We start from the raw sequence: 19,857 nt of genomic DNA on the forward strand, positions 1-19,857 counted from the left end.
GCTCGATGATCCGAGCGGTTCAGCGCAAGTGGCGTGCCAAGAAGGCCTCGGTGAGGTCCATGGAGGCCGGCCACCGTGGCCCGAAGGTGTGTCCCTCGCCGGCGTGGGTGCGCAGTTCGACGTCCTTGCCCGCCCTCTCGAACGCGGCCGCGACCTGCCGTGACCAGGTGAGGGGACAGGTGTCGTCCGCCGTGCCGTGCTGGATCAGCAGGGGCGGAGGTCCACGTCGTTGTCCGGGTCGTCGTCGGAACGGGCGTGGTTGCGGTAGTCGGTGTGCAGGACGACGTAGCCGCTGCGGGCCAGGCGGTCCTGCCCTCGAGGCATGCCCTGGCCGCTGACGTAGCCGACCGGGTCGATCTACCGTGCGCCGGCACCAGCGCCGGGAACGGACCCTCGCTCTCCGGGACGTTCATGCCCATTGTCGCGCACGTCACATTCGTCGATGTCACATCGGGCCGAGCCGCCGGCTCATAAGGGCGTAAGCATCGACAACGACAGAGGAGCTCACCATGAGCGCGCGTCTGGACGTCTTCGCCATCCCGAGCGCCGGCAAGGTCATCAAGCAGTTCATGTCCCTGGGGCGGCTGGTCGTGGAGTCTCCGCTGCCGGCCGCCACCCGGGAGCTGGTCTCGCTGAGGGTGAGCCAGATCAACGGCTGCGCGGTCTGCATCGACATGCACACCAAGGAGGCCGCCGCGGCGGGCGAGAGCTCCGTACGCATCAACCTCGTCGCCGCATGGCGGGAGGCCACCGTCTACACCGAGGCCGAGCGTGCCGCTCTGGAGCTGGCCGAGCAGGCGACCCGGATCGCGGACGGCGCCGGCGGGGTGCCGGACGAGGTGTGGGAGCGGGCCGCCAAGCACTATGACGAGGAGCAGCTCGTCGCGTTGGTGACCCTGATCGCCTTCATGAACACGGCGAACCGGCTGAACGTCGTCCTCCAGCAGCCGGCGGGCGACTACCAGCCCGGTCAGTTCAAGTAGCGGCGGCACCTCGGGCCCTGGGGACTGGTCCTCAGGGCCCGAGCTGTGCCCGCAGCCACTCCTCCACCTCGCCCACGTGCGCGGCCGCCGCCGCGCGGGCCGCCTCCGGGTCGTGGGCGGCCAGGGCGCGGTGGATCGCGGCGTGTTCGCGGCGGGTGCGGGCGAAGGCGCCCTCCTCCTGGTAGCCGCGCCAGACACGGGCGCGGAACGTCCGCGACGACAGGCCCTCCAGGATCGCGGCCATCGTCTCGTTGCCCGCGGCCACCGCGATCTCGCGGTGGAAGGCCAGGTCGTGGGCGAGGATCTCCTCCGGATCGTCCGTGGCGTTCATCGCCGCCAGGTGCTTCTCGACCTCGGCCAGCTGGTCCGCGGTGATCCGGGCGGCGGCCAGTGCCGTCGCCGTCGACTCCAGGATCCGCCGGATCTCCAGCAGTTCCACCAGACGCGGGCCGCGCGACAGGTCGGCCACGACCCCGAAGGTCTCCAGCAGGTCGCCGGCCTCCAGCTGCGTGACGTAGATGCCCGACCCGTGCCGGGCCTCCAGCACGCCCAGCACCGTGAGCGCGCGGATCGCCTCCCGCATCGAGCTGCGGGACATGCCGAGCTGCGCGGCCAGGTCACGTTCGGTCGGCAGCCGCTGGCCCGGCTCCAGCCGGCCCTCGCCGATCATCGCCTTGATCCGCTCGATGGCGCGCTGCGTCACGGTGCCCTTCTGCGGGGCTGTCTCGTCGTCCACGCCATTCCTCCGATCACCGGCTGCGGCGCAGTCTAATCGCCGAGGTGGTCGGACCACTATGCGCCAGAAGCGCGAAAAACTGGCGTCGCAGGGTGTTCCGGTGGGGGAGTGGTCTGATAAGTATGCGGGCATCTGCTGGAAGACCGGTCGATGGGAGGGCCTCAGATGCCCGGAAGCACAGCCCGCAAGCGGAACAGGTCCCGGATCGTCGGCACGGTGGCCCTGGCCGCCGGAGCCTCCCTCCTGCTCGCCGCGTGCGGCAGCACCAAGGACACCGGCGCCTCCAGTGCCGGCGGCGGTGACGGCAGCGGCAAGGTCGGGGTCGTCCTGCCCCTGCTGACCTCGCCGTTCTGGCAGTCGTACAACGACTACGTGCCGAAGATGGCGAAGACCGAGGGCGTGGACGCGATGAAGACCGTCAACTCCAACAGCGACCCCTCACAGCAGATCACCGACATCAACAACCAGCTCAACCAGGGCGTCAAGGGCCTGGTCGTCGCCCCGCTGGACAGCGCCGCCATCGAAGCGGGACTCGACCAGGCCGAGCGCAAGGGCGTACCGGTCGTCGCCGTGGACGTGGCGCCCGACAAGGGCAAGGTCGCGATGGTGGTCCGGGCGAACAACGTGGCCTACGGCGAGAAGGCCTGCCAGTACCTCGGCGAGCACATCACCTCCGGCAAGGTCGTGCAGATCATGGGCGACCTGGCCTCGGTCAACGGCCGCGACCGCTCCGAGGCGTTCCGGGCCTGCGTGAAGAAGAACTTCCCGAAGCTGAAGGTCCTGGAGATCCCCGCCAAGTGGGAGTCCGACGCGGCGGCCTCGAAACTCGACACCCTCCTCAACGCCAACCCCGACCTCAAGGGCATCTACATGCAGGCGGGCGGCGTCTACCTCGCGCCCACCCTCCAGACCCTGAAGTCCAAGGGGATGCTGAAGAAGGCCGGGCAGCCGGGCCACATCGCCATCGTCTCCAACGACGGCATCCCGCAGGAGTTCGACGCGATCCGCAAGGGCGAGATCGACGCGACCGTCTCCCAGCCCGCCGACGCCTACGCCAAGTACGGCATGTACTACATCAAGGCGGCGATGCAGGGGAAGACGTTCAAGCCCGGCCCGACGGACCACGACTCCACCATCGTCAAGCTGCCCAGCGGCATCCTGGAGGACCAGCTGCCCGCGCCGCTGGTGACGAAGGACAACGTCGACGACCCCAAGCTCTGGGGCAACACGGTCAAATGAGCACCCCACTGGCTGAAGCGCGGGGCGTCGTCAAGCGGTACGGCCCCACCACCGCCCTCGCCGAGGGGCAGCTCACCGTCCTGCCGGGCGAGTCCCACGCCCTCGTCGGGCGCAACGGCGCTGGCAAGTCGACCCTCGTCAGGATCCTCACCGGCCTTCAGGCCCCGGACGAGGGCACCGTCCGCTTCGACGGCGACCCCGCGCCCCCGCTCACCGACCGCGACGCCTGGCGCCGCAAGGTCGCCTGCGTCTACCAGCACCCGACGGTCGTCCCCGAACTGACCGTCGCCGAGAACCTGTTCATCAACCGGCAGCCGCTCCGGCGCGGGTTCATCAGCTGGCGCCGCCTCAAGACCGAGGCGGCCCGGCTCCTCGACACCTGGGACGTGCGCGTCGACCCCGGCGCCCGCACCGCCGACCTCAAGGTCGAGGACCGGCAGATGGTGGAGATCGCCCGGGCCCTCAGCTTCGGCGCCCGCTTCATCATCCTCGACGAACCCACCGCCCAGCTCGACAACCGGGAGATCGAGCGGCTGTTCACGCGCATGCGCACGCTCCAGGACTCGGGCGTCACCTTCCTGTTCATCTCCCACCATCTCCAGGAGGTGTACGAGGTCTGCCAGACCGTCACGGTCCTGCGCGACGCCCGCTGGATCACCACCGCGCCGGTCGCCGACCTGCCCCGCCAGGCCCTGGTGGAGGCCATGGCGGGGGAGACGATCGCCGAACAGGCCGAGCGGCTGCGGACCGTCGCGGCCGCCGGGCCCGTCCTCCTCGACGTCCACGGCCTCACCTCGCCCGCATACGAGAACGTCGACCTCACCGTCCGCCGCGGCGAGGTCGTCGGACTCGCCGGATCCAGCGCCAGCGGCAAGATCGAACTCGCCGAGTCCTTCACCGGACTGCACACCCCCACCAGCGGGACGGCCCGGATCGACGGCGACCCGCTGCCCTTCGGGGACGTCCAGGCCGCACTGAAGGCCGGCGTCGGCTTCGTCCCCCGCGACCGGCACGACGAGGGCCTGGTCTTCGGCATGTCCATCGGTGACAACGCCACCCTCAGTGTCCTGGACCGGCTCGGCCGCTTCGGCTTTGTCGGCACCGACCGCAAGCGCGGGGTCGCCACGGCGCTGATCGAACGCCTCGACATCCACGCGGAGGGCCCCGACCAGCCCGTCTCGGACCTGTCCGGCGGCAACGCGCAGAAGGTCGTCATGGCCCGGGCCCTCGCCTCCGACCCACGGCTCCTCGTCCTCGTCAACCCGACCGCCGGCGTCGACGTGAAGTCCAAGGAGTCCCTGCTCGCCCGGGTGGGCAGCGCCCGCGAGGACGGCACCGCCGTGCTCGTCGTCTCCGACGAACTCGACGACCTCAGACGCTGCGACCGGGTCCTCGTCCTCTTCCACGGCCGTGTCGTCGCCGAGCACCCGGCGGGCTGGCGCGACCACGAGCTCATCGCCTCCATCGAAGGAGTGGACCATGGCTGACACCAAGGCGGCCCCGCCGCTCGCGCCCGCGCGAGCCACCGACCCGCGCGCCGCCAAGGCCGTCCTCCTCCGCCGCGCCCGGGAACTCGCCCTCGTGCCCGCCCTGTTGCTGCTCCTCGTGCTCGGCGCGGTGGTCAACGACTCGTTCCTCACCGAGCGGAACATCGTCTCGATCCTCGGTGCCTCGGCCGCCCTCGCGATGGTCGTGCTCGCCGAGTCCCTCGTGCTGATCACCGGCAAGTTCGACCTGTCCCTGGAATCGGTCGTCGGCATCGCACCCGCCGTCGGCGCCCTGCTCGTGCTGCCCGCCGCCGCGTCCGGCTGGGGTACCGAACTCCCGGCTGCGGTCGCCCTGTTGGCGGTCCTCGTCGCGGGCGCCGTGGTCGGCGCCTTCAACGGCGTCCTGGTCGTGAAGTTCAAGCTCAACGCGTTCATCGTGACGCTCGCGATGCTGATCGTGCTGCGCGGCCTGCTGGTCGGCGCGACCAAGGGCAAGACGCTGTTCGGGATGCCCGACAGCTTCTACTCGCTGGCGACCACCACCTTCCTCACCGTGCCGCTGTCGGTGTGGCTCGCCGCGATCGCCTTCGCCGTCGCCGGGCTGGTCCTGAAGTACCACCGCGTCGGCCGCGCCCTGTACGCCATCGGCGGCAACGCGGACGCGGCCCGGGCGGCGGGCATCCGGGTGGAGCGCGTCATGCTCGGCGTGTTCGTCGTCGCGGGCGTCCTCGCTGCCGTCGGCGGCATCATGCAGACCGGGTACGTCGGCGCGATCAGCGCCAACCAGGGCCAGAACATGATCTTCACCGTGTTCGCGGCCGCGGTGATCGGCGGCATCGCCCTCGACGGCGGCAAAGGCACCATGTTCGGCGCGCTGACCGGCGTACTCCTGCTGGGTGTCGTGCAGAACCTGCTCACCCTCGCCCAGGTGCCGTCGTTCTGGATCCAGGCCATCTACGGCGGGATCATCCTGGTCGCCCTCATGATCGCCCGGGTCACCACGGGCCGCGCCCAGGACTGACCCGCCCGCCTCCGCAACCGACCCGAAAGGCCCCCTGTGTCCCCGACGCCCGCCCGCATCATCGCGGTCGACACCCACGACATCCGCTTCCCCACCTCGCGCGAGCTCGACGGCTCCGACGCGATGAACCCGGACCCCGACTACTCGGCGGCCTACGTCGTCCTGCGCACGGACGCCGCCGACGGGCACGAGGGGCACGGATTCGCCTTCACCATCGGGCGGGGCAACGAGGTGCAGGTCGCCGCGATCGAGGCGCTGCGCGGACACCTCATCGGCCGCTCCGCCGACGACCTGTGCGCCGACCCCTCCACCCTGAACAGCGACCTGATCGGCGACAGCCAGCTGCGCTGGCTCGGCCCCGAGAAGGGCGTGATGCACATGGCGATCGGCGCGGTCGTCAACGCCGTGTGGGACCTGGCCGCCAAGCGCGCCGGCCTGCCGCTGTGGCGGCTGCTCGCCGAGGCCGAACCCGAATGGCTGGTCCGCCAGGTCGACTTCCGCTACCTCACCGACGCCCTCACCCCCGAGGAGGCCCTGACCCTGCTGCGCCGGGGCAGACAGGGCGCCGAGGAGCGCACGGCCCGGCTGCTGGAACACGGCTACCCGGCCTACACCACCTCGCCCGGCTGGCTCGGCTACGACGACGAGAAACTCACGCGGCTCGCGGACCGGGCCGTCGCCGACGGCTTCCGGCAGATCAAGCTCAAGGTCGGCGCCGACCTCGACGACGACATCCGCCGCTGCCGTGTGGCCCGGTCCGTCATCGGCCCGGACGTCCGCATGGCCATCGACGCCAACCAGCGCTGGGACGTAGACGAGGCCATCCGCTGGACCAAGGCCCTCGCGGAGTTCGACCCCTACTGGATCGAGGAACCCACCAGCCCCGACGACATCCTCGGCCACGCTGCGATCCGCCGGGCCGTCGCCCCCGTGAAGGTCGCCACCGGCGAGCACGTGCACAACCGGATCGTCTTCAAGCAGCTCCTCCAGGCCGGCGCGCTCGACGTCGTCCAGATCGACGCGGCCCGCGTCGGCGGCGTCCCCGAGAACCTCGCCATCCTGCTGCTCGCGGCCAAGTTCGGCGTCCCGGTCTGCCCGCACGCGGGCGGCGTCGGCCTGTGCGAACTCGTCCAGCACCTGTCGATGTTCGACTACGTGGCCCTGACCGGAACCACCGAGGACCGTGTCATCGAATACGTCGATCATCTGCACGACCACTTCCTCGCCCCGGTCGTCATCAGCGAAGGTCGTTACACGGCACCGACCGCGCCGGGCTTCTCGGCCGCCATGCGGCCCGAGTCGCTGGCGCGGTACACCTACCCGGGCGGCGAGTTCTGGGCCGCCGACCTCGACAAACAGAAGAAGGGTCGGGCTGCATGAGCGACTTCGAGGGCATCAGGGCCCTGGTGACGGGCGGCGCCTCCGGCATCGGCCGGGCGACCGCGGAACTCCTGGCCGAGCGCGGCGCCCAGGTCGCCGTCCTCGACCTGGACCCGTCGCCGGTCGACAAGCCCCTGCTGGCCTACCGGGCGGACGTGACCGACGACGCGTCCGTGCGCGAGGCCGTGGCGGCGGCCGTCGCCGACCTCGGCGGGCTCGACGTCCTGGTCAACAACGCGGGCATCGGCGCCCAGGGCACCGTCGAGGACAACTCCGACGACGACTGGCACCGCGTCTACGACGTCAACGTCGTCGGCATGGTCCGCACCACCCGCGCCTGCCTGCCCCACCTGCGTGCCTCCGCGCACGCGGCGATCGTCAACACCTGCTCCATCGCGGCCACCGCGGGCCTGCCGCAGCGCGCCCTGTACAGCGCCACCAAGGGCGCCGTGTACTCGCTGACGCTCGCCATGGCCGCCGACCACGTCCGCGAGGGCATCCGCGTCAACTGCGTCAACCCGGGCACGGTCGACACACCGTGGGTCGGTCGCCTCCTCGACGCCGCTCCCGACCCGGCCGCCGAACGCGCCGCCCTGGAGGCCCGCCAGCCCACCGGTCGCCTGGTCGGCGCCGCCGAGGTCGCGGGCGCCATCGCCTACCTGGCGAGTCCCCTGTCCGGAGCCACCACGGGCACCTCGCTCGCCGTCGACGGCGGCATGCAGGGCCTGCGGCTGCGGCCGGTGAACCGGTGAACCGGCTCGGCGGCAGCGGCGTCCGGGTCAGCGCCCTGTCCTTCGGCGCGGCCGCGATCGGCAACCTGTACACCGAGGTCGGCGAGGAACAGGCACGCGAGGCCGTGGAGGCCGCCTGGCAGCGCGGCATCCGCTACTTCGACACCGCCCCGCACTACGGCCTCGGCCTGTCCGAGCGCCGCCTGGGCGCCGCCCTGCGCGACCGCCCCCGCGACCGGTACACGATCTCCACCAAGGTCGGCCGCCGCCTGGAGCCCACGGACGGCACCGGCGACGACCTCGCCGGGGGCTTCGCCGTGCCCGCCACCCACCGGCGCGTCTGGGACTTCAGCGCCGACGGCATCCGCCGCACCCTGGAGTCGAGCCTGGAACGCCTCGGCCTCGACCGGGTCGACATCGTCTACCTCCACGACCCGGACGAGCACGCCGAGTGGGCTTTCCGCGAGGGGTACCCGGCGCTGGAGAGGCTCCGCTCGGAGGGCGTGGTCGGGGCGATCGGCGCCGGGATGAACCAGGCGGAGATGCTCACCCGCTTCGTCCGTGACACCGACATCGACGTGGTGCTGTGCGCAGGCCGCTACACCCTGCTGGACCAGAGCGCTCTCACCGGCCTGCTGCCCGCCGCCCAGGAACGCGGGAAGTCCGTCGTCATCGGCGGCGCCTTCAACTCCGGCCTGCTGGCGAACCCGCAGCCGGGCGCGAAGTACAACTACACCGTCGCCCCCTCCGACCTGGTCCAGCGGGCGCTGCGCCTGAAGTCCGTCGCCCACCGCCACGGCACCACGCTGCGCGCCGCCGCCCTCGCCTTCTGCGCCGCCCACCCGGCCGTCGCCAGCGTCCTCGTCGGAGCCCGCTCGGCGCACGAAGTGCGCGACTGCGCCCACCAGTTCGCCGCCCGGGTGCCCACCGGGTTCTGGCAGGAACTGCGCGCCAAGGGCCTGCTGCCCGCCGACGCCCCCGTCCCCGGCGAGGAACCGTCCTCCACGACGGCCTCGGCCAAGGAGCCGTCATGAGAGTCGCCCTGCACACCAAGGTCCGCGCCGACCGCATCGCCGACTACGAAGCCGCCCACCGCGAGGTGCCCGAGGAGCTCACCGACGCCATCCGCGCCGCGGGCGCCACCTCCTGGACCATCTGGCGCAGCGGCACCGACCTGTTCCACGTCCTGGAGTGCGAGGACTACGCCCGCCTCCTCGCCGAGCTGGAGAACCTGCCGGTCAACGTCGCCTGGCAGGCCCGCATGGCCGAACTGCTGGACGTGGTGCACGACTACTCCGGCGACGGCGCGGACGCCGGCCTGCCCGTCGTCTGGGAGCTGCCGTCATGACCGTGGTCGACGCCCACCACCACGTGTGGGACCTGTCCGCGCGGGACCAGGACTGGATCGCGGAAGACAGCCCGATCCGGCGTGACTTCACGATGGGGGACCTCGCACCCGAGGCCCGCGCGCTGGGCGTCGACCGCACCGTCCTCGTCCAGACCGTCACCGTCCCCGAGGAGACCCCGGAGTTCCTGGCCCTGGCCGATGAGCACGAGCTGATCGCCGGGGTCGTGGGCTGGACCGACCTCACCCGCCCCGACGTGGCCGACGAGCTGGCCCGGCTACGGGAACTGCCCGGCGGGCGGTACCTCAAGGGCATCCGGCACCAGGTGCAGGGCGAGCCGGATCCGGAGTGGCTGCTGCGTCCGGACGTGGGCCGGGGCCTGACCGCCGTGGCCGACGTGGGGCTGGTGTACGACCTGGTCGTGCTGCCCCACCAGCTCCCGGCCTGCACCAAGGCGGCCGCGTCCCTGCCGCACCTCACCTTCGTCCTGGACCACTTGGGCAAGCCGCCCATCGCCTCCGGCACCCTCGAACCCTGGGCGTCCGGTCTCCGCGCCCTCGCCGCGCTGCCCAACACCGTCTGCAAGCTCTCCGGCATGGTCACCGAGGCCGACCTCGCGTCCTGGACGATCGACGACCTGCGCCCGTACGCCGACGTCGTGCTGGAGGCCTTCGGCCCGGACCGCCTGATGTACGGCTCGGACTGGCCGGTGTGCACCCTCGCGGCCTCCTACGCAGAGGTGCTCGACACCGCACGCCGGCTGACGGGTCCGTCCGAACACGCCCGGATCTTCGGAGCCACCGCCACCCGCGTCTACGACCTCTGAACCACGCCGGTCAGCCGCGTCGGCGGCAGATACTCCCGTACGTACGTCCGCTCCCAGCACGCGCCCGTCTCCCGCAGCTCGCGCCAGGTCGTGTAGCGGTAGCGGAAGAGGCGGGCGCGGACGAAACGGGGCGGCGCGTCGGGCGGGAACGGCGAGCGGCGCAACAGCTTCAGCGTGTCGCGGTCGTTCTCCAGCAGCCGTTCCACCAGGGCGCCGAACCACGACCCCGCGTACGCGGGGGAGAGGGCCGCGAACCACATCATCCAGTCGAGGCGCAGATGGTACGGCGCGAACTGGCGCGGCCAGCGCCGGGGATCACCGGGCTTGCCCTTGAACTCGTACTCCCGCCAGTCGGAGTCCTCGCGGGGCACGTCGTCGGCCGTGCCCTCGACGACCACCTCGTAGCGGATCCGGCTGACGCTGCCGAACGCGCCGTAGGTGTTGACCAGATGAAGCGGGTCGAAGGAGCGGTTCATGACCTGCCGGCGGGAGATCATGTTGCGGACCGGCTGGTAGCTGAGCCCCAGCAGCAGCGCGGCGACCGCGAGGACCACGACCACGTACCACAGCGGCGCGCCGGGCACCGACGGCGGATCGGTGGGGAACTCGACCGCCGACAGGGCCAGCACGATCGTGATCCAGTTCAGCCAGGAGAAGTTGCCCGACAGCACCAGCCACATCTGGGTGACGATCATCAGCGCTGCGGCGGCCGACGCGACGGGCTGCGGGGTGAACAGCAGGAAGGGCACCATGAGTTGCGTGACGTGGTTCGCGGCCACCTCGACCCGGTGCAGGGGCCGGGGCAGATGGTGGAAGAACCAGCTCAGCGGGCCCGGCATCGGCTGCGTCTCGTGATGGTGGTCCAGGCACGTCAGCTTCCGCCAGCACTCGTCGCCGCGCATCTTGATCAGCCCCGCGCCGAACTCCACGCGGAACAGGATCCAGCGCAGCAGGAACAGCACGACGACGGGCGGCGCCACCTCGTCGTTGCCGAGGAACACGGCGAGGAAGCCGACCTCCAGCAGCAGCGACTCCCAGCCGAACGAGTACCAGGTCTGCCCGACGTTGACGATCGACAGGTACAACGCCCACGGCACCAGCCACAGCAGCATGCCGCCCCACAGGGGCAGCAGCGAGTCGAGCCCGGCCAGCAGCGCCGCCGACACCGCGCAGCCCGCCCACGCGCAGAGGGCGAAGAAGCGGTCCGAATAGTGCAGCTGGAACAGGCTCGGCGCCCGCTTGAAGGGCACCCGCTCGACGAACTTCGGCACCGGCAGCATGCCGCGTTCCCCGAGCAGCGCGCGGAACTGCAACGCGGCCGTCAGGAACGCGACCAGGTACACGGCGGCCAGCGCCCGCTGGAAGACCAGCCGGCTCAGCCAGTAGTCGGATGCGGTGAACCAGTCCACGGCCGTGCGTCCCTCCCAGTGCGGCGCCGGACCCCGGTGTCACGCTCCGTGTACGGACGCTCCGGTTGCGTAACCCGAGTGAGTGAAGCAAACAATAGTGACGAGGGGCCATATATGTGACGTCATGTGACGGAGTGAGCTGGAGGGCGAGGTGCGGACACCTACCGGGGCCTTCGTCACGGCCTGCACGCTCTTCGCGGCGCTCCTCCTCTCGGCGTGCGGCGCCACCAGCGGCGGCTATGGCGACGCCGCGGGCACCGGCGGGGCACTCTTCCTCCAGCCGGCCGCGGCCCAGGGGCAGAACCCCTTCACGGACTCCACGGCCACCACGACGGCTACCCCGTCCCCCATCCCCCGAACGCCACAGACGGCCGACGCGGGCGACGCGGGCCCGGTCTCCGCCGACCTGAGCGGCCTGCGCTCGCTCTCCGGCGGAACACCCGGCCTGTACGGCGGCATCGAGCGGACCGGCAGCTGCGACGTCGCCCGGCAGATCGGCCATCTCACCCGCGCCCCGGCCAGGACGCGCGCCTTCGCCCGGGTCGCGGGCGTCTCCCCGGCCTCCGTCCCGGACCACCTGCGCGGACTGACCCCGGTCGTGCTGCGCGCCGACACCCGCGTCACCGACCACGGCTTCCACGGCGGCCGGGCCGTCGGCCACCAGGCCGTCCTCCAGGCGGGCACCGCCGTCCTGGTCGACGACCGGGGAGTGCCGCGCGTCCGGTGCGCCTGCGGCAACCCCCTCCGCCCTCCCGCGGCGCTGCGCGGCACGCCGGACACCAAGGGCACCCCCTGGCCCGGCTACCGGCTCGGCCGGGCCGTCGTCGTGACCCCCGCCCCGCAGGCGATCACCACCTTCACGATCGTCGACGTCACCACCCGCACGTGGATCGAACGGCGCACCGGCCACGACGTACGCCACGACCGGGCCCTGCCGCCACCGGTCTGGGCGACGGACCCGCCGCCACCGGCTCCGGTGGCGTCCGAGCCGCCGCCCGACGCTCCGCGCGAGTCCGGCGTCTCCGCGGACCTGGACAGCACGTACCCCTGGGACGTGAGCTCCCCGCTGACCGTCACGGACGCACCACCGCCCGACGAGCCCGGCCCGCCGCCCGACGAACCCTCCCCCGAAGACCCCGAAGGCCCCGAAGACCCCGAAGATCCCGTAGACCCCGAAGATCCCGACACCGGCGAGGTCGGCCCCGACGCCGTGCCGGACAGTCCCGATCCGCCCGACGGAGCCGGGCTGATTCCCGACGACCGGGCCGCCGATGTCATCCTCGGCAGCCCCACGGACGTCTTCGGTAACTGAGGACCGCTTCCGCGGAGCGGCCCGTAAACTCAGCACATCTGGTCGAAGAATCGGACGAATCCTGGCAAGGTGGGCCCATGGCTGATCGGGGAGCGAGCGCCGTGTCCCTCCCGGACGACTGGCCCGCCCGCCCGGACCCGATCCTCGCGCTCAACCGGATGGGCAGCTTCGACTGGGATCTGGACACCGGCCTGATGCATATGGACGCCCAGGCCCACGACATCTTCGACGTGCGCCCCGACGAGTACGACGACCATCCCGAGACGCTCGCCAAGCGCGTCCCGCCCGATGAGTCCCGGCGCCTGGACACCGCGGTCTCCCAGGCCCTGAAGGACGGCAGCGAGAACTACGGCGCCTACTTCCGCATCCGCCGCCGCGACGGCTCCCTGCGCTGGACCCACACCCAGGGCTACATCCGCCGCGACCGCACCGGACGGCCCCGCCGCATCATCGGCATCGTCCGCGACGCCACCCGGGAACTCGCCGAGAGCGACGCCCGCGGCGACGAGGCCGCCCAGGACGAGGCCCGCCGGCAGCAGACCAGCGTCGTCGAACTCACCACGGCCGCCCTCGCCCACGCCCGCACCGTCCAGGACGTCATCGACGTCCTCAAGGACACCCACGGCCTCACCCACCTGGGCGCCACCAGCCTCGTCATGGGCCTGGTCGAGGCCGGCCGCATCCGCCTGGTCGCCGAGGGCCCCTCGGACAGCTTCGTGCCCGGCACCCGCATCACCCGGATCGACGATCCCTACCCGATGAGTGAGGCCGTACGGACCCTCGGCCCCTGCTTCATCGAGTCGCCGGAGGAGTTCGCCGAGCGCTACCCGATCCTCTGGCCGCACATCACCGGCCTGAACATCACCTCGGCCGCCTATCTGCCGCTCATCGTCCAGGCACGGCCGATCGGCGCCATCGGCCTGCTCTACAGCGACCGGCGCGGCTTCACCCCCGAGGAGCGCAACATCCTCGTCGCCCTCGGCAGCAGCATCGCGCAGAGCCTGCAGCGGGCCATGTTCTACGAGCAGGAGATGGACCTGGCGCAAGGTCTCCAGCAGGCCATGCTGCCCCGGACCATCCCGAGCGTGCCCGGGGCCGACGTCGCCGTCCGCTACCGCGCCGCCACCATCGGCGGCTCCGTCGGCCGGGACATCGGCGGCGACTGGTACGACCTGATCCCGCTGCCCGGCGGCCGGGTCGGCGCCGTCATCGGCGACGTCCAGGGCCACGACACGCACGCGGCGGCCGTCATGGGCCAGCTGCGCATCGTGCTGCGCGCCTACGCCGCCGAGGGGCACACCCCGGCGACCGTGATGGCCCGCGCCTCCGTCTTCCTGCACGAACTCGACACCGACCGCTCCGCGACCTGTCTCTACGCGGAGGCCGACCTGTCCACCGGCGTGCTCCAGATGGTCCGGGCCGGCCACATCGATCCGCTGGTGCGGCGCACCGACGGCTCCTGCCGCCGCGTCACCGTCCCGGGCGGCCTGCCGCTCGGCCTGTCCGCCGAGTTCGGCCGCCTCGACTACCCGGTGAGCACCGTGGAGCTGGACCCGGACGAGACGCTGCTGCTGTGCACCGACGGCCTGGTGGAGCAGCCCGGCGCCGACCTCGACGACGGTATGCGCACCCTCACCGCACTCGTCGACACCGGCCCCGACGACGTACGGGACCTCGCCGACCGGCTCATCGACGTGGCCGCCGAGCGCGGCGGCGACGACGACGTGGCGCTGCTCCTGCTGCGCCGGCGCGGCCCGGACAGCCCGCGGTCCGGCCAGCGGCTCCAGCGGCACGTCGCCCCCGGCGACCCGGCGGCCCTGGCCGAGGCCCGGCACATGATCCGCACCGCGGTCGGCGTCTGGGGAGCCCGGGAGCGCGCCGACGACGTCGAACTCGTCGCCGACGAGCTGATCACCAACGCCCTGATGCACACCGAGGGCTCCGCCATCGTCACCCTGCGGACCCTCATCGGCTCCGAGCGCCGGCTGCGCGTCGAGGTCGAGGACTCCTCCAGTGCCCTGCCACGCCGCCGTGAGGCGGGCGAGTCGGGCGTCTCCGGCCGGGGCCTGCTGCTGGTCGAGCTGCTCACCGACGTGTGGGGCGTGGAGGCACGCGGCGGCGGCAAGGCCGTGTGGTGCGAGTTCGTGGTGCCCGGCCAGGAAGAAGGACCCTGACCCCGCGTGGCACTCTGGACCTATGCCGGAACTCCCCGAGGTCGAGGCGCTCAAGGACTTCCTCACCGAGCATCTCGTCGGCCACGAGATCGTACGGGTGCTGCCCGTAGCGATCAGCGTCCTGAAGACGTACGACCCGCCCCTGTCCGCGCTGGAGGGGCACGAGGTCTCCGCGGTGCGCCGGTACGGCAAGTTCCTCGACATCGGGACCGCGGACGGACCGCACTTCGTGACGCATCTGGCCCGCGCCGGCTGGCTGCACTGGAAGGACCGCCTGCCCGACGGCCCGCCCCGCCCCGGCAAGGGCCCCCTCGCGCTGCGCGTGGCCCTGGAGACCGGCGCCGGGTTCGACCTGACCGAGGCCGGCACCCAGAAGCGGCTCGCGGTGTACGTCGTGGCGGACCCGCAGGAGGTCCAGGGCATCGCCCGGCTCGGCCCGGACCCGCTGGCCGACGACTTCGACCAGCGGCGCTTCACGGAACTCTTGGCCGGTGAACGGCGGCAGCTCAAGGGCGCGTTGCGGGACCAGGGCCTGATCGCGGGCGTGGGCAACGCCTACAGCGACGAGATCCTGCACGCGGCGAGGATGTCGCCCTTCAAGCTGGCCGCGTCGTTGAGCGAGGAGGAGACCGGCCGGCTGTACGCGGCCCTGCGCGACACGCTCACCGAGGCGGTCGAACGCTCCCGGGGCGTGGCGGCCGGCCGGCTGAAGGCCGAGAAGAAGAGCGGTCTGCGTGTGCACGGCCGCACCGGCGAGTCCTGCCCGGTGTGCGGCGACACCATCCGCGAGGTGTCCTTCAGCGACTCCTCGCTCCAGTACTGCCCGACCTGCCAGACGGGCGGCAAACCGCTGGCGGACCGCAGGATGTCCCGGCTGCTGAAGTGAGCCGCGGAAGTGGGCCGTGCCCGCCCTCACCGAGCAGCGGCTCGTGGACGAGTCGAGGATGGAGTGGATGAGGCGCCGCAGCGTCTCGGGCGCCAGCTCGCCCGCGGCCGTCGCCCGGCTTCAGCGTGATCTCGTGCGTCTGCCGCTGCCGCTGCCGCTGCCGCCCGGCCGGCAGCGAGGGCAGAGGGGGTGCCCGGCGGCAGGGGTGTACGGACGGCAGTCCCTTCGCGGGCGGAGACGGCCTACTGGGGCTGGAGTCTCACCAGGACCTCTCCGGACGCCGAGCGGACCTCGTAGCGGGCGGTCTCGTCGGGATGCTTGGAGGAACTGGCCATCATCGTGCTGGGCCGGTCGTCGTGCCCGGGCCCGTGCCAGCTGGTCGCGGTCTCCTCGGTGCCGTCCCGGCCGACGATGACCAGGTGGCAGGGGCGGGGACTGGCCGCGTCCTTCACCTTCAGCTCGACCTGGCTGCCCGAGGCCTTGTCCTCCACCGTGACCTGGGCCCAGACACCCGACCGCGCGTCGGTCGCCGCGATCCGCACCGGCTCCTCGGCGCCACCCCGCGCCATCATCGCGACGCCGGGTACCGACACGGCGATCACCACCGACGCGGCCAGGCCGAACAGCATGCGCCGGCGTCCGGCGCGGCGCCGCGCCGCCACCTCGGCCAGCAGCCGGTCCAGCATGCGCGGCCCGGGCTGCGCCATCGGGTGCACGAACCGTGGCGTCGCCCGCCGGTACAGCATCAACTGCCGTGTCGTCGGGCCGAATTCCGTCACCTCTGCGGCGCACCGAGGGCACTCCATGAGGTGGTCCTCGAAGCGGAAGGCTTCCGCCTCGTCCAGCACGCCGAGCGCGTAGGCGCCGACGTCGCGATGCCTTTCCAGGGACCTCATGCCGAATCCTCGTGCCGTTGGGTGCGGGTGGGGTTACTCCTTGCTCCCATCGGTACGGACCAGGCAGCGGAATCACTCAAGCCGGTGACACAATCGCAACCAAAGGATTCGGAGCGCTCCGGCCCGCGGATTGGTCCGGGGCCGCAGAAATCTAAAAAAGATGGATGGCGAGGTGTCCCAGCGGCAGTCCGAGCTGCCAGGCGGGCGTCCAGACCTTCGGCCCCTCGTCCTCCCCGACCACCGGAGCGCCGCCCGGCACCGCGTTCAGGTCGGGTGCGAGCAGCTCCGTCTCCTGGAGCCAGCGCCAGGCCTCCTCCGCCAGGTCCAGATCCGGCGCGGGCCGACCCGACTCCGCGGCCGCGGCGGCGAGCTCGGCGAGCCGCTCGCGCACCCACTCCTGCCACGGCTGGTCGTACGCCGTCAGTGACAGCCACGTCTCCAGCTGCGTGACGACGCGGATGCCGGACAGCTCTCCCTCGGTGTCGGAGAGGAAGATGGTCAATGCCAGTGCGTCCCGCCCCGCGCGGAACTCGAAGGACGTCGGCGGCATCAGATCGCCGGTCCGCAGCAGCTCGTCTGCGATGTACTCGGCATACAACCACGCCATGGGGACGGTCAGTTCACCGCCGGCGCCGTCCGTGCCCTCTTCGCTTCTGTGCAGCATCCCTTCCTGCCTTCCTCCGGTACGTGCGCGTCGCCCGACACCGGGCCCCGGGGCGCTGACGGCCCCATCCGGAACACGGATGGGAACAGCCGATTACTCAACCGGGGTCCTCAGCAAGGCGCTTTACGGAGGCTTGACTCGGCCATTGGTTTCAGCGCAGGTCGGCGGCGTATCCCGGAAGCACCCGGCGCAGGGCGCGCAGCGCATAGTACGCGCGGGACTTCACGGTACCGGGCGGGATGCCGAGGGTCGCCGCCGCTTCCGCCACACTCGCCCCCTGGAAGTACACGAGCACCAGGACTTCACGGTGATCCGGAGTGAGTGTCTTCACAGCCTGGCGGACGTCGAGCATCGCCGCGGCCCGCTCGGCGTGGTCGGAGATGACCCGCGCGTTCTCCAGCACCGCGTCTCCGACCTCGGCAGGGCGCGCCTGCCGGGCCCGCCGGGCGTCGATCGCGAGCCGCCGTGCGACGGTCATCAGCCAGGGCCGCACGGAGTCGAAGTCGTCGGCGCGCAGGGCCTCGGGGTGCTGCCAGGCGCGCACCAGCGTCTCCTGCACCAGGTCCTCCGCGCGCTGCCGGTCGCCGTCGCAGAGCCGGAGCAGGAGCGCGAAGAGGGGCCGGCCGTGCTCCCGCTGCAGTGCGGCGAGCTCGTGCTCGGCGGTCGTCCCGTTCGTGAGAGTGGATCCGGCCGTCATGGCCGTATGCCACCGCAGGGCGCAGCCGGGGGACAGGCCACGTACCCGCCTGTGCGGCGGACGGTCGATCGCGTCGACGAACGGTTCGACGAACGGTCGGGGCGTCCGCCCATGTGGGTGCCGGACGGGCTGATGAGCGTGTCGGAGCCGCGTGGGGCGCTGTGCGCCTCCTTTCCTGTTTGCGTGTAAATACGACCACAACGCCCACAGTGGGGTGAATGGATGATCGCACGCAGTCGACAGGTGGCCCTGGCCCTGACCGTCGCCCTCGCCACGGGGGCCGCCTGCCAGGCCCGCAGCCACGAACGGGCCGGCCACGGACGCCCGGCACCGTCCGTGGCCACACCACGCGGCTTCACACTGGTCGCCTCCGGAGACGTCCTCCCGCACAGCTCGATCATCGACCGGGCACGCTTCGACGCAGGCGGCACCGGCTACGACTTCCGGCCGATGCTCGCGGGGATCCGCTCCGTCGTCTCCCACGCCGACGTGGCCCTGTGCCACATGGAGACCGTGTACGGCGCGAACGGCGAGTACACCGGCTACCCCACGTTCAAGTCCCCGCCCGAGGTGGCCCCGGCCCTCGCCGCCACCGGCTACGACGGCTGCTCCACCGCCTCCAACCACACCCTCGACGACGGCGCCGACGGCATCCGCCGCACCCTTGACGCCCTCGACCGCGCGGGAGTCCGGCACGCCGGTTCGGCACGCACCGAGGAGGAGGCCCGCACGGTGACGGTCCTGAGGGCCGGAGCGGCGAAGGTCGCCCACCTCGCCTACACCTACGACACCAACGGCATCCCACTCCCCGGCGGGCAGCCCTGGGCGGTGAACCTCATCGACGAGGCCAAGGTCCTCGCGGACGCCCGGGCCGCACGCGAGGCGGGCGCCGACGTGGTCGTGGTCTCCCTGCACTGGGGCACCGAATGGCAGGACGCCCCCGACGAACGGCAGCTGACCCTGGCCCGGAGTCTCACCGCCGCGCGCAGCGGGAGCCGCCCCGACATCGACCTGATCCTCGGCACCCACGCACACGTCCCGCAGGCCTACGAGAAGGTCAACGGCACCTGGGTGATCTACGGCATGGGCGACCAGATCGCCGGCGAGATGACCAACCACCAGGGCGCCAAGGACCCGCGCGGCAACCAGTCCACCCTCGGCCGCTTCACCTTCGCCCCGCCCGCACGGCCGGGCGGCCGCTGGGAGGTGACGAAGGCCGAGTTCGTCCCGCAGTGGTTCGACGTCGACGCCGGCCGTGTCGTCAACCTCAACCGGGCGATCGCCCAGGGCGCCGGCGTACAGGCCGTCCGCGACCGCATCCACGACATCGTGCTCAGCCGGGGCGCGGCCGAGGACGGCCTGGTGATGGGGGAGTAGGCGAGAGGCGCCCGGTCAGCGCCGCGCCAGCTCCGAGCGCCGGTAGGAGGAGGCGAAGTAGATCACGAGCCCTAGCGCGAACCAGACGGCGAACCGCACCCACGTCTGCCACTGGAGGAAGGTGATCAGCCAGATCGAGAAGACGATGCCCAGCGCCGGCACCACCGGCATCCACGGCGTACGGAACGTGCGCGGCAGGTCCGGCTGCCGGTACCGCAGCACGATCACCGCCGCGCACACCACCACGAACGCCAGCAGGATGCCGATGTTGGTCAGCTCGGCCGCCTCGCCGATCGGCAGGAAACCGGCGATGACGGCCGACGCGACCCCCACGATCCAGGTGACACGCGTGGGCACGTGCCGCGTGGGATGCGTCTTCGCGAACCACCTGGGCAGCAGCCCGTCACGGGACATGGAGAACCACACCCGGGTGATGCCCAGATGAACGTGAACATCACCGTGAGAATGCCGATGATCGCGCCCACCGCGATGACGTCGGCCAGCCCGCTCAGCCCCACCGACTTGAACGCCGTCGAGAAGCCGCTCTCCTTGTCGATGTCCTTGTAGTCCTGCATGCCCGTCAGCACCAGCCAGGCCGCCACGTACAGCACCATCGAGATGACGAGCGAGGAGACGATCGCCTTCGGCATGTGCCGCTGCGCGTCCTTGGACTCCTCACTTTGCGGACCCGAC

19 protein-coding genes and 1 pseudogene are annotated in these 19,857 nt (G+C 71.7%); 13 read left to right on the forward strand and 7 right to left on the reverse strand.

Going from position 1 to position 19,857, the window contains the following annotated elements:
- Positions 1-19 precede the first annotated feature (19 nt).
- Entirely contained in the window at positions 20-211 is a 192-nt protein-coding gene (locus tag AC07F0_RS08250) for an alpha/beta hydrolase family protein (protein WP_478976260.1), read from the reverse strand.
- Positions 212-509: 298 nt separating this feature from the next.
- Here AC07F0_RS08250 and AC07F0_RS08255 point away from each other — a divergent pair, with 298 nt between their 5' ends.
- Positions 510-983, forward strand: coding sequence for a carboxymuconolactone decarboxylase family protein (locus AC07F0_RS08255; protein ID WP_436731526.1), 474 nt, complete (start codon positions 510-512; stop codon positions 981-983).
- A gap of 31 nt (positions 984-1,014) precedes the next feature.
- Here AC07F0_RS08255 and AC07F0_RS08260 read toward each other — a convergent pair whose 3' ends face one another.
- Positions 1,015-1,719, reverse strand: coding sequence for a FadR/GntR family transcriptional regulator (locus AC07F0_RS08260; protein ID WP_436731525.1), 705 nt, complete (start codon positions 1,717-1,719; stop codon positions 1,015-1,017).
- Positions 1,720-1,884: 165 nt separating this feature from the next.
- Here AC07F0_RS08260 and AC07F0_RS08265 point away from each other — a divergent pair, with 165 nt between their 5' ends.
- Genes AC07F0_RS08265 through AC07F0_RS08300 form a run of 8 tightly spaced genes read left to right on the forward strand, consistent with a single transcriptional unit; the run spans position 1,885 to position 9,749 of the window.
- On the forward strand, positions 1,885-2,958 hold the full coding sequence (locus tag AC07F0_RS08265; protein WP_478975827.1) for a sugar ABC transporter substrate-binding protein: 1,074 nt from the start codon (positions 1,885-1,887) through the stop codon (positions 2,956-2,958).
- Positions 2,955-4,445, forward strand: a complete 1,491-nt coding sequence (locus AC07F0_RS08270; RefSeq protein WP_478975829.1) for a sugar ABC transporter ATP-binding protein — start codon at positions 2,955-2,957, stop codon at positions 4,443-4,445. Before AC07F0_RS08265 ends, AC07F0_RS08270 begins: the two co-directional genes overlap by 4 nt.
- Positions 4,438-5,466, forward strand: a complete 1,029-nt coding sequence (locus tag AC07F0_RS08275; protein ID WP_478975832.1) for an ABC transporter permease — start codon at positions 4,438-4,440, stop codon at positions 5,464-5,466. The genes AC07F0_RS08270 and AC07F0_RS08275 overlap by 8 nt, the downstream gene beginning before the upstream one ends.
- A 36-nt stretch (positions 5,467-5,502) precedes the next feature.
- Positions 5,503-6,846: an L-fuconate dehydratase gene (locus AC07F0_RS08280; RefSeq protein WP_478975835.1), complete on the forward strand. Its 1,344-nt coding sequence runs from the start codon at positions 5,503-5,505 to the stop codon at positions 6,844-6,846.
- On the forward strand, positions 6,843-7,598 hold the full coding sequence (locus AC07F0_RS08285; RefSeq protein WP_478975838.1) for an SDR family NAD(P)-dependent oxidoreductase: 756 nt from the start codon (positions 6,843-6,845) through the stop codon (positions 7,596-7,598). Before AC07F0_RS08280 ends, AC07F0_RS08285 begins: the two co-directional genes overlap by 4 nt.
- Positions 7,595-8,611 carry an aldo/keto reductase gene (locus AC07F0_RS08290; RefSeq protein ID WP_478975840.1) on the forward strand — a complete coding sequence of 339 codons (1,017 nt, stop codon included), beginning with the start codon at positions 7,595-7,597 and terminating at the stop codon, positions 8,609-8,611. Before AC07F0_RS08285 ends, AC07F0_RS08290 begins: the two co-directional genes overlap by 4 nt.
- Positions 8,608-8,925 (forward strand): L-rhamnose mutarotase, encoded by a 318-nt coding sequence (locus AC07F0_RS08295; RefSeq protein WP_436731114.1) that lies wholly within the window; start codon positions 8,608-8,610, stop codon positions 8,923-8,925. Before AC07F0_RS08290 ends, AC07F0_RS08295 begins: the two co-directional genes overlap by 4 nt.
- A complete protein-coding gene (locus AC07F0_RS08300; RefSeq protein ID WP_478975843.1) occupies positions 8,922-9,749 on the forward strand; it encodes an amidohydrolase family protein in 828 nt (275 codons plus the stop codon). Before AC07F0_RS08295 ends, AC07F0_RS08300 begins: the two co-directional genes overlap by 4 nt.
- Here the strand turns inward: AC07F0_RS08300 and AC07F0_RS08305 are convergent.
- On the reverse strand, positions 9,737-11,158 hold the full coding sequence (locus AC07F0_RS08305) for a lipase maturation factor family protein (protein WP_478975846.1): 1,422 nt from the start codon (positions 11,156-11,158) through the stop codon (positions 9,737-9,739). The genes AC07F0_RS08300 and AC07F0_RS08305 overlap by 13 nt on opposite strands.
- A 151-nt stretch (positions 11,159-11,309) precedes the next feature.
- Here AC07F0_RS08305 and AC07F0_RS08310 point away from each other — a divergent pair, with 151 nt between their 5' ends.
- The 3 genes from AC07F0_RS08310 (at position 11,310) to AC07F0_RS08320 (ending at position 15,530) form a co-directional block, all read left to right on the forward strand.
- Positions 11,310-12,470: a DUF6777 domain-containing protein gene (locus AC07F0_RS08310; protein WP_478975849.1), complete on the forward strand. Its 1,161-nt coding sequence runs from the start codon at positions 11,310-11,312 to the stop codon at positions 12,468-12,470.
- A gap of 77 nt (positions 12,471-12,547) precedes the next feature.
- Positions 12,548-14,644, forward strand: a complete 2,097-nt coding sequence (locus AC07F0_RS08315) for a SpoIIE family protein phosphatase (protein WP_478975852.1) — start codon at positions 12,548-12,550, stop codon at positions 14,642-14,644.
- A 22-nt stretch (positions 14,645-14,666) separates the two neighbouring features.
- The gene (locus tag AC07F0_RS08320; protein WP_478975854.1) at positions 14,667-15,530 is read left to right on the forward strand and encodes an Fpg/Nei family DNA glycosylase; all 864 of its coding nucleotides are present in this window, start codon (positions 14,667-14,669) and stop codon (positions 15,528-15,530) included.
- A 242-nt stretch (positions 15,531-15,772) separates the two neighbouring features.
- Here AC07F0_RS08320 and AC07F0_RS08325 read toward each other — a convergent pair whose 3' ends face one another.
- The 3 genes from AC07F0_RS08325 to AC07F0_RS08335 form a co-directional block, all read right to left on the reverse strand.
- Entirely contained in the window at positions 15,773-16,426 is a 654-nt protein-coding gene (locus AC07F0_RS08325) for a zf-HC2 domain-containing protein (protein ID WP_478975857.1), read from the reverse strand.
- A 151-nt stretch (positions 16,427-16,577) separates the two neighbouring features.
- Entirely contained in the window at positions 16,578-17,090 is a 513-nt protein-coding gene (locus AC07F0_RS08330; protein WP_436731107.1) for a hypothetical protein, read from the reverse strand.
- Positions 17,091-17,241: 151 nt separating this feature from the next.
- Positions 17,242-17,787, reverse strand: coding sequence for a sigma-70 family RNA polymerase sigma factor (locus tag AC07F0_RS08335; RefSeq protein ID WP_478975860.1), 546 nt, complete (start codon positions 17,785-17,787; stop codon positions 17,242-17,244).
- A 222-nt stretch (positions 17,788-18,009) separates the two neighbouring features.
- On the opposite strand from AC07F0_RS08335, the gene AC07F0_RS08340 reads away from it, so the two are divergent.
- Positions 18,010-19,164 (forward strand): CapA family protein, encoded by a 1,155-nt coding sequence (locus AC07F0_RS08340; RefSeq protein WP_478975863.1) that lies wholly within the window; start codon positions 18,010-18,012, stop codon positions 19,162-19,164.
- 15 nt (positions 19,165-19,179) lie between these two features.
- On the opposite strand, the pseudogene AC07F0_RS08345 reads toward AC07F0_RS08340, so the two are convergent.
- A pseudogene (locus AC07F0_RS08345) lies at positions 19,180-19,844 on the reverse strand (APC family permease); the annotation flags it as partial.
- Positions 19,845-19,857 lie beyond the last annotated feature (13 nt).

The sequence above is a fragment of the Streptomyces sp. NPDC045955 genome (assembly GCF_056430805.1).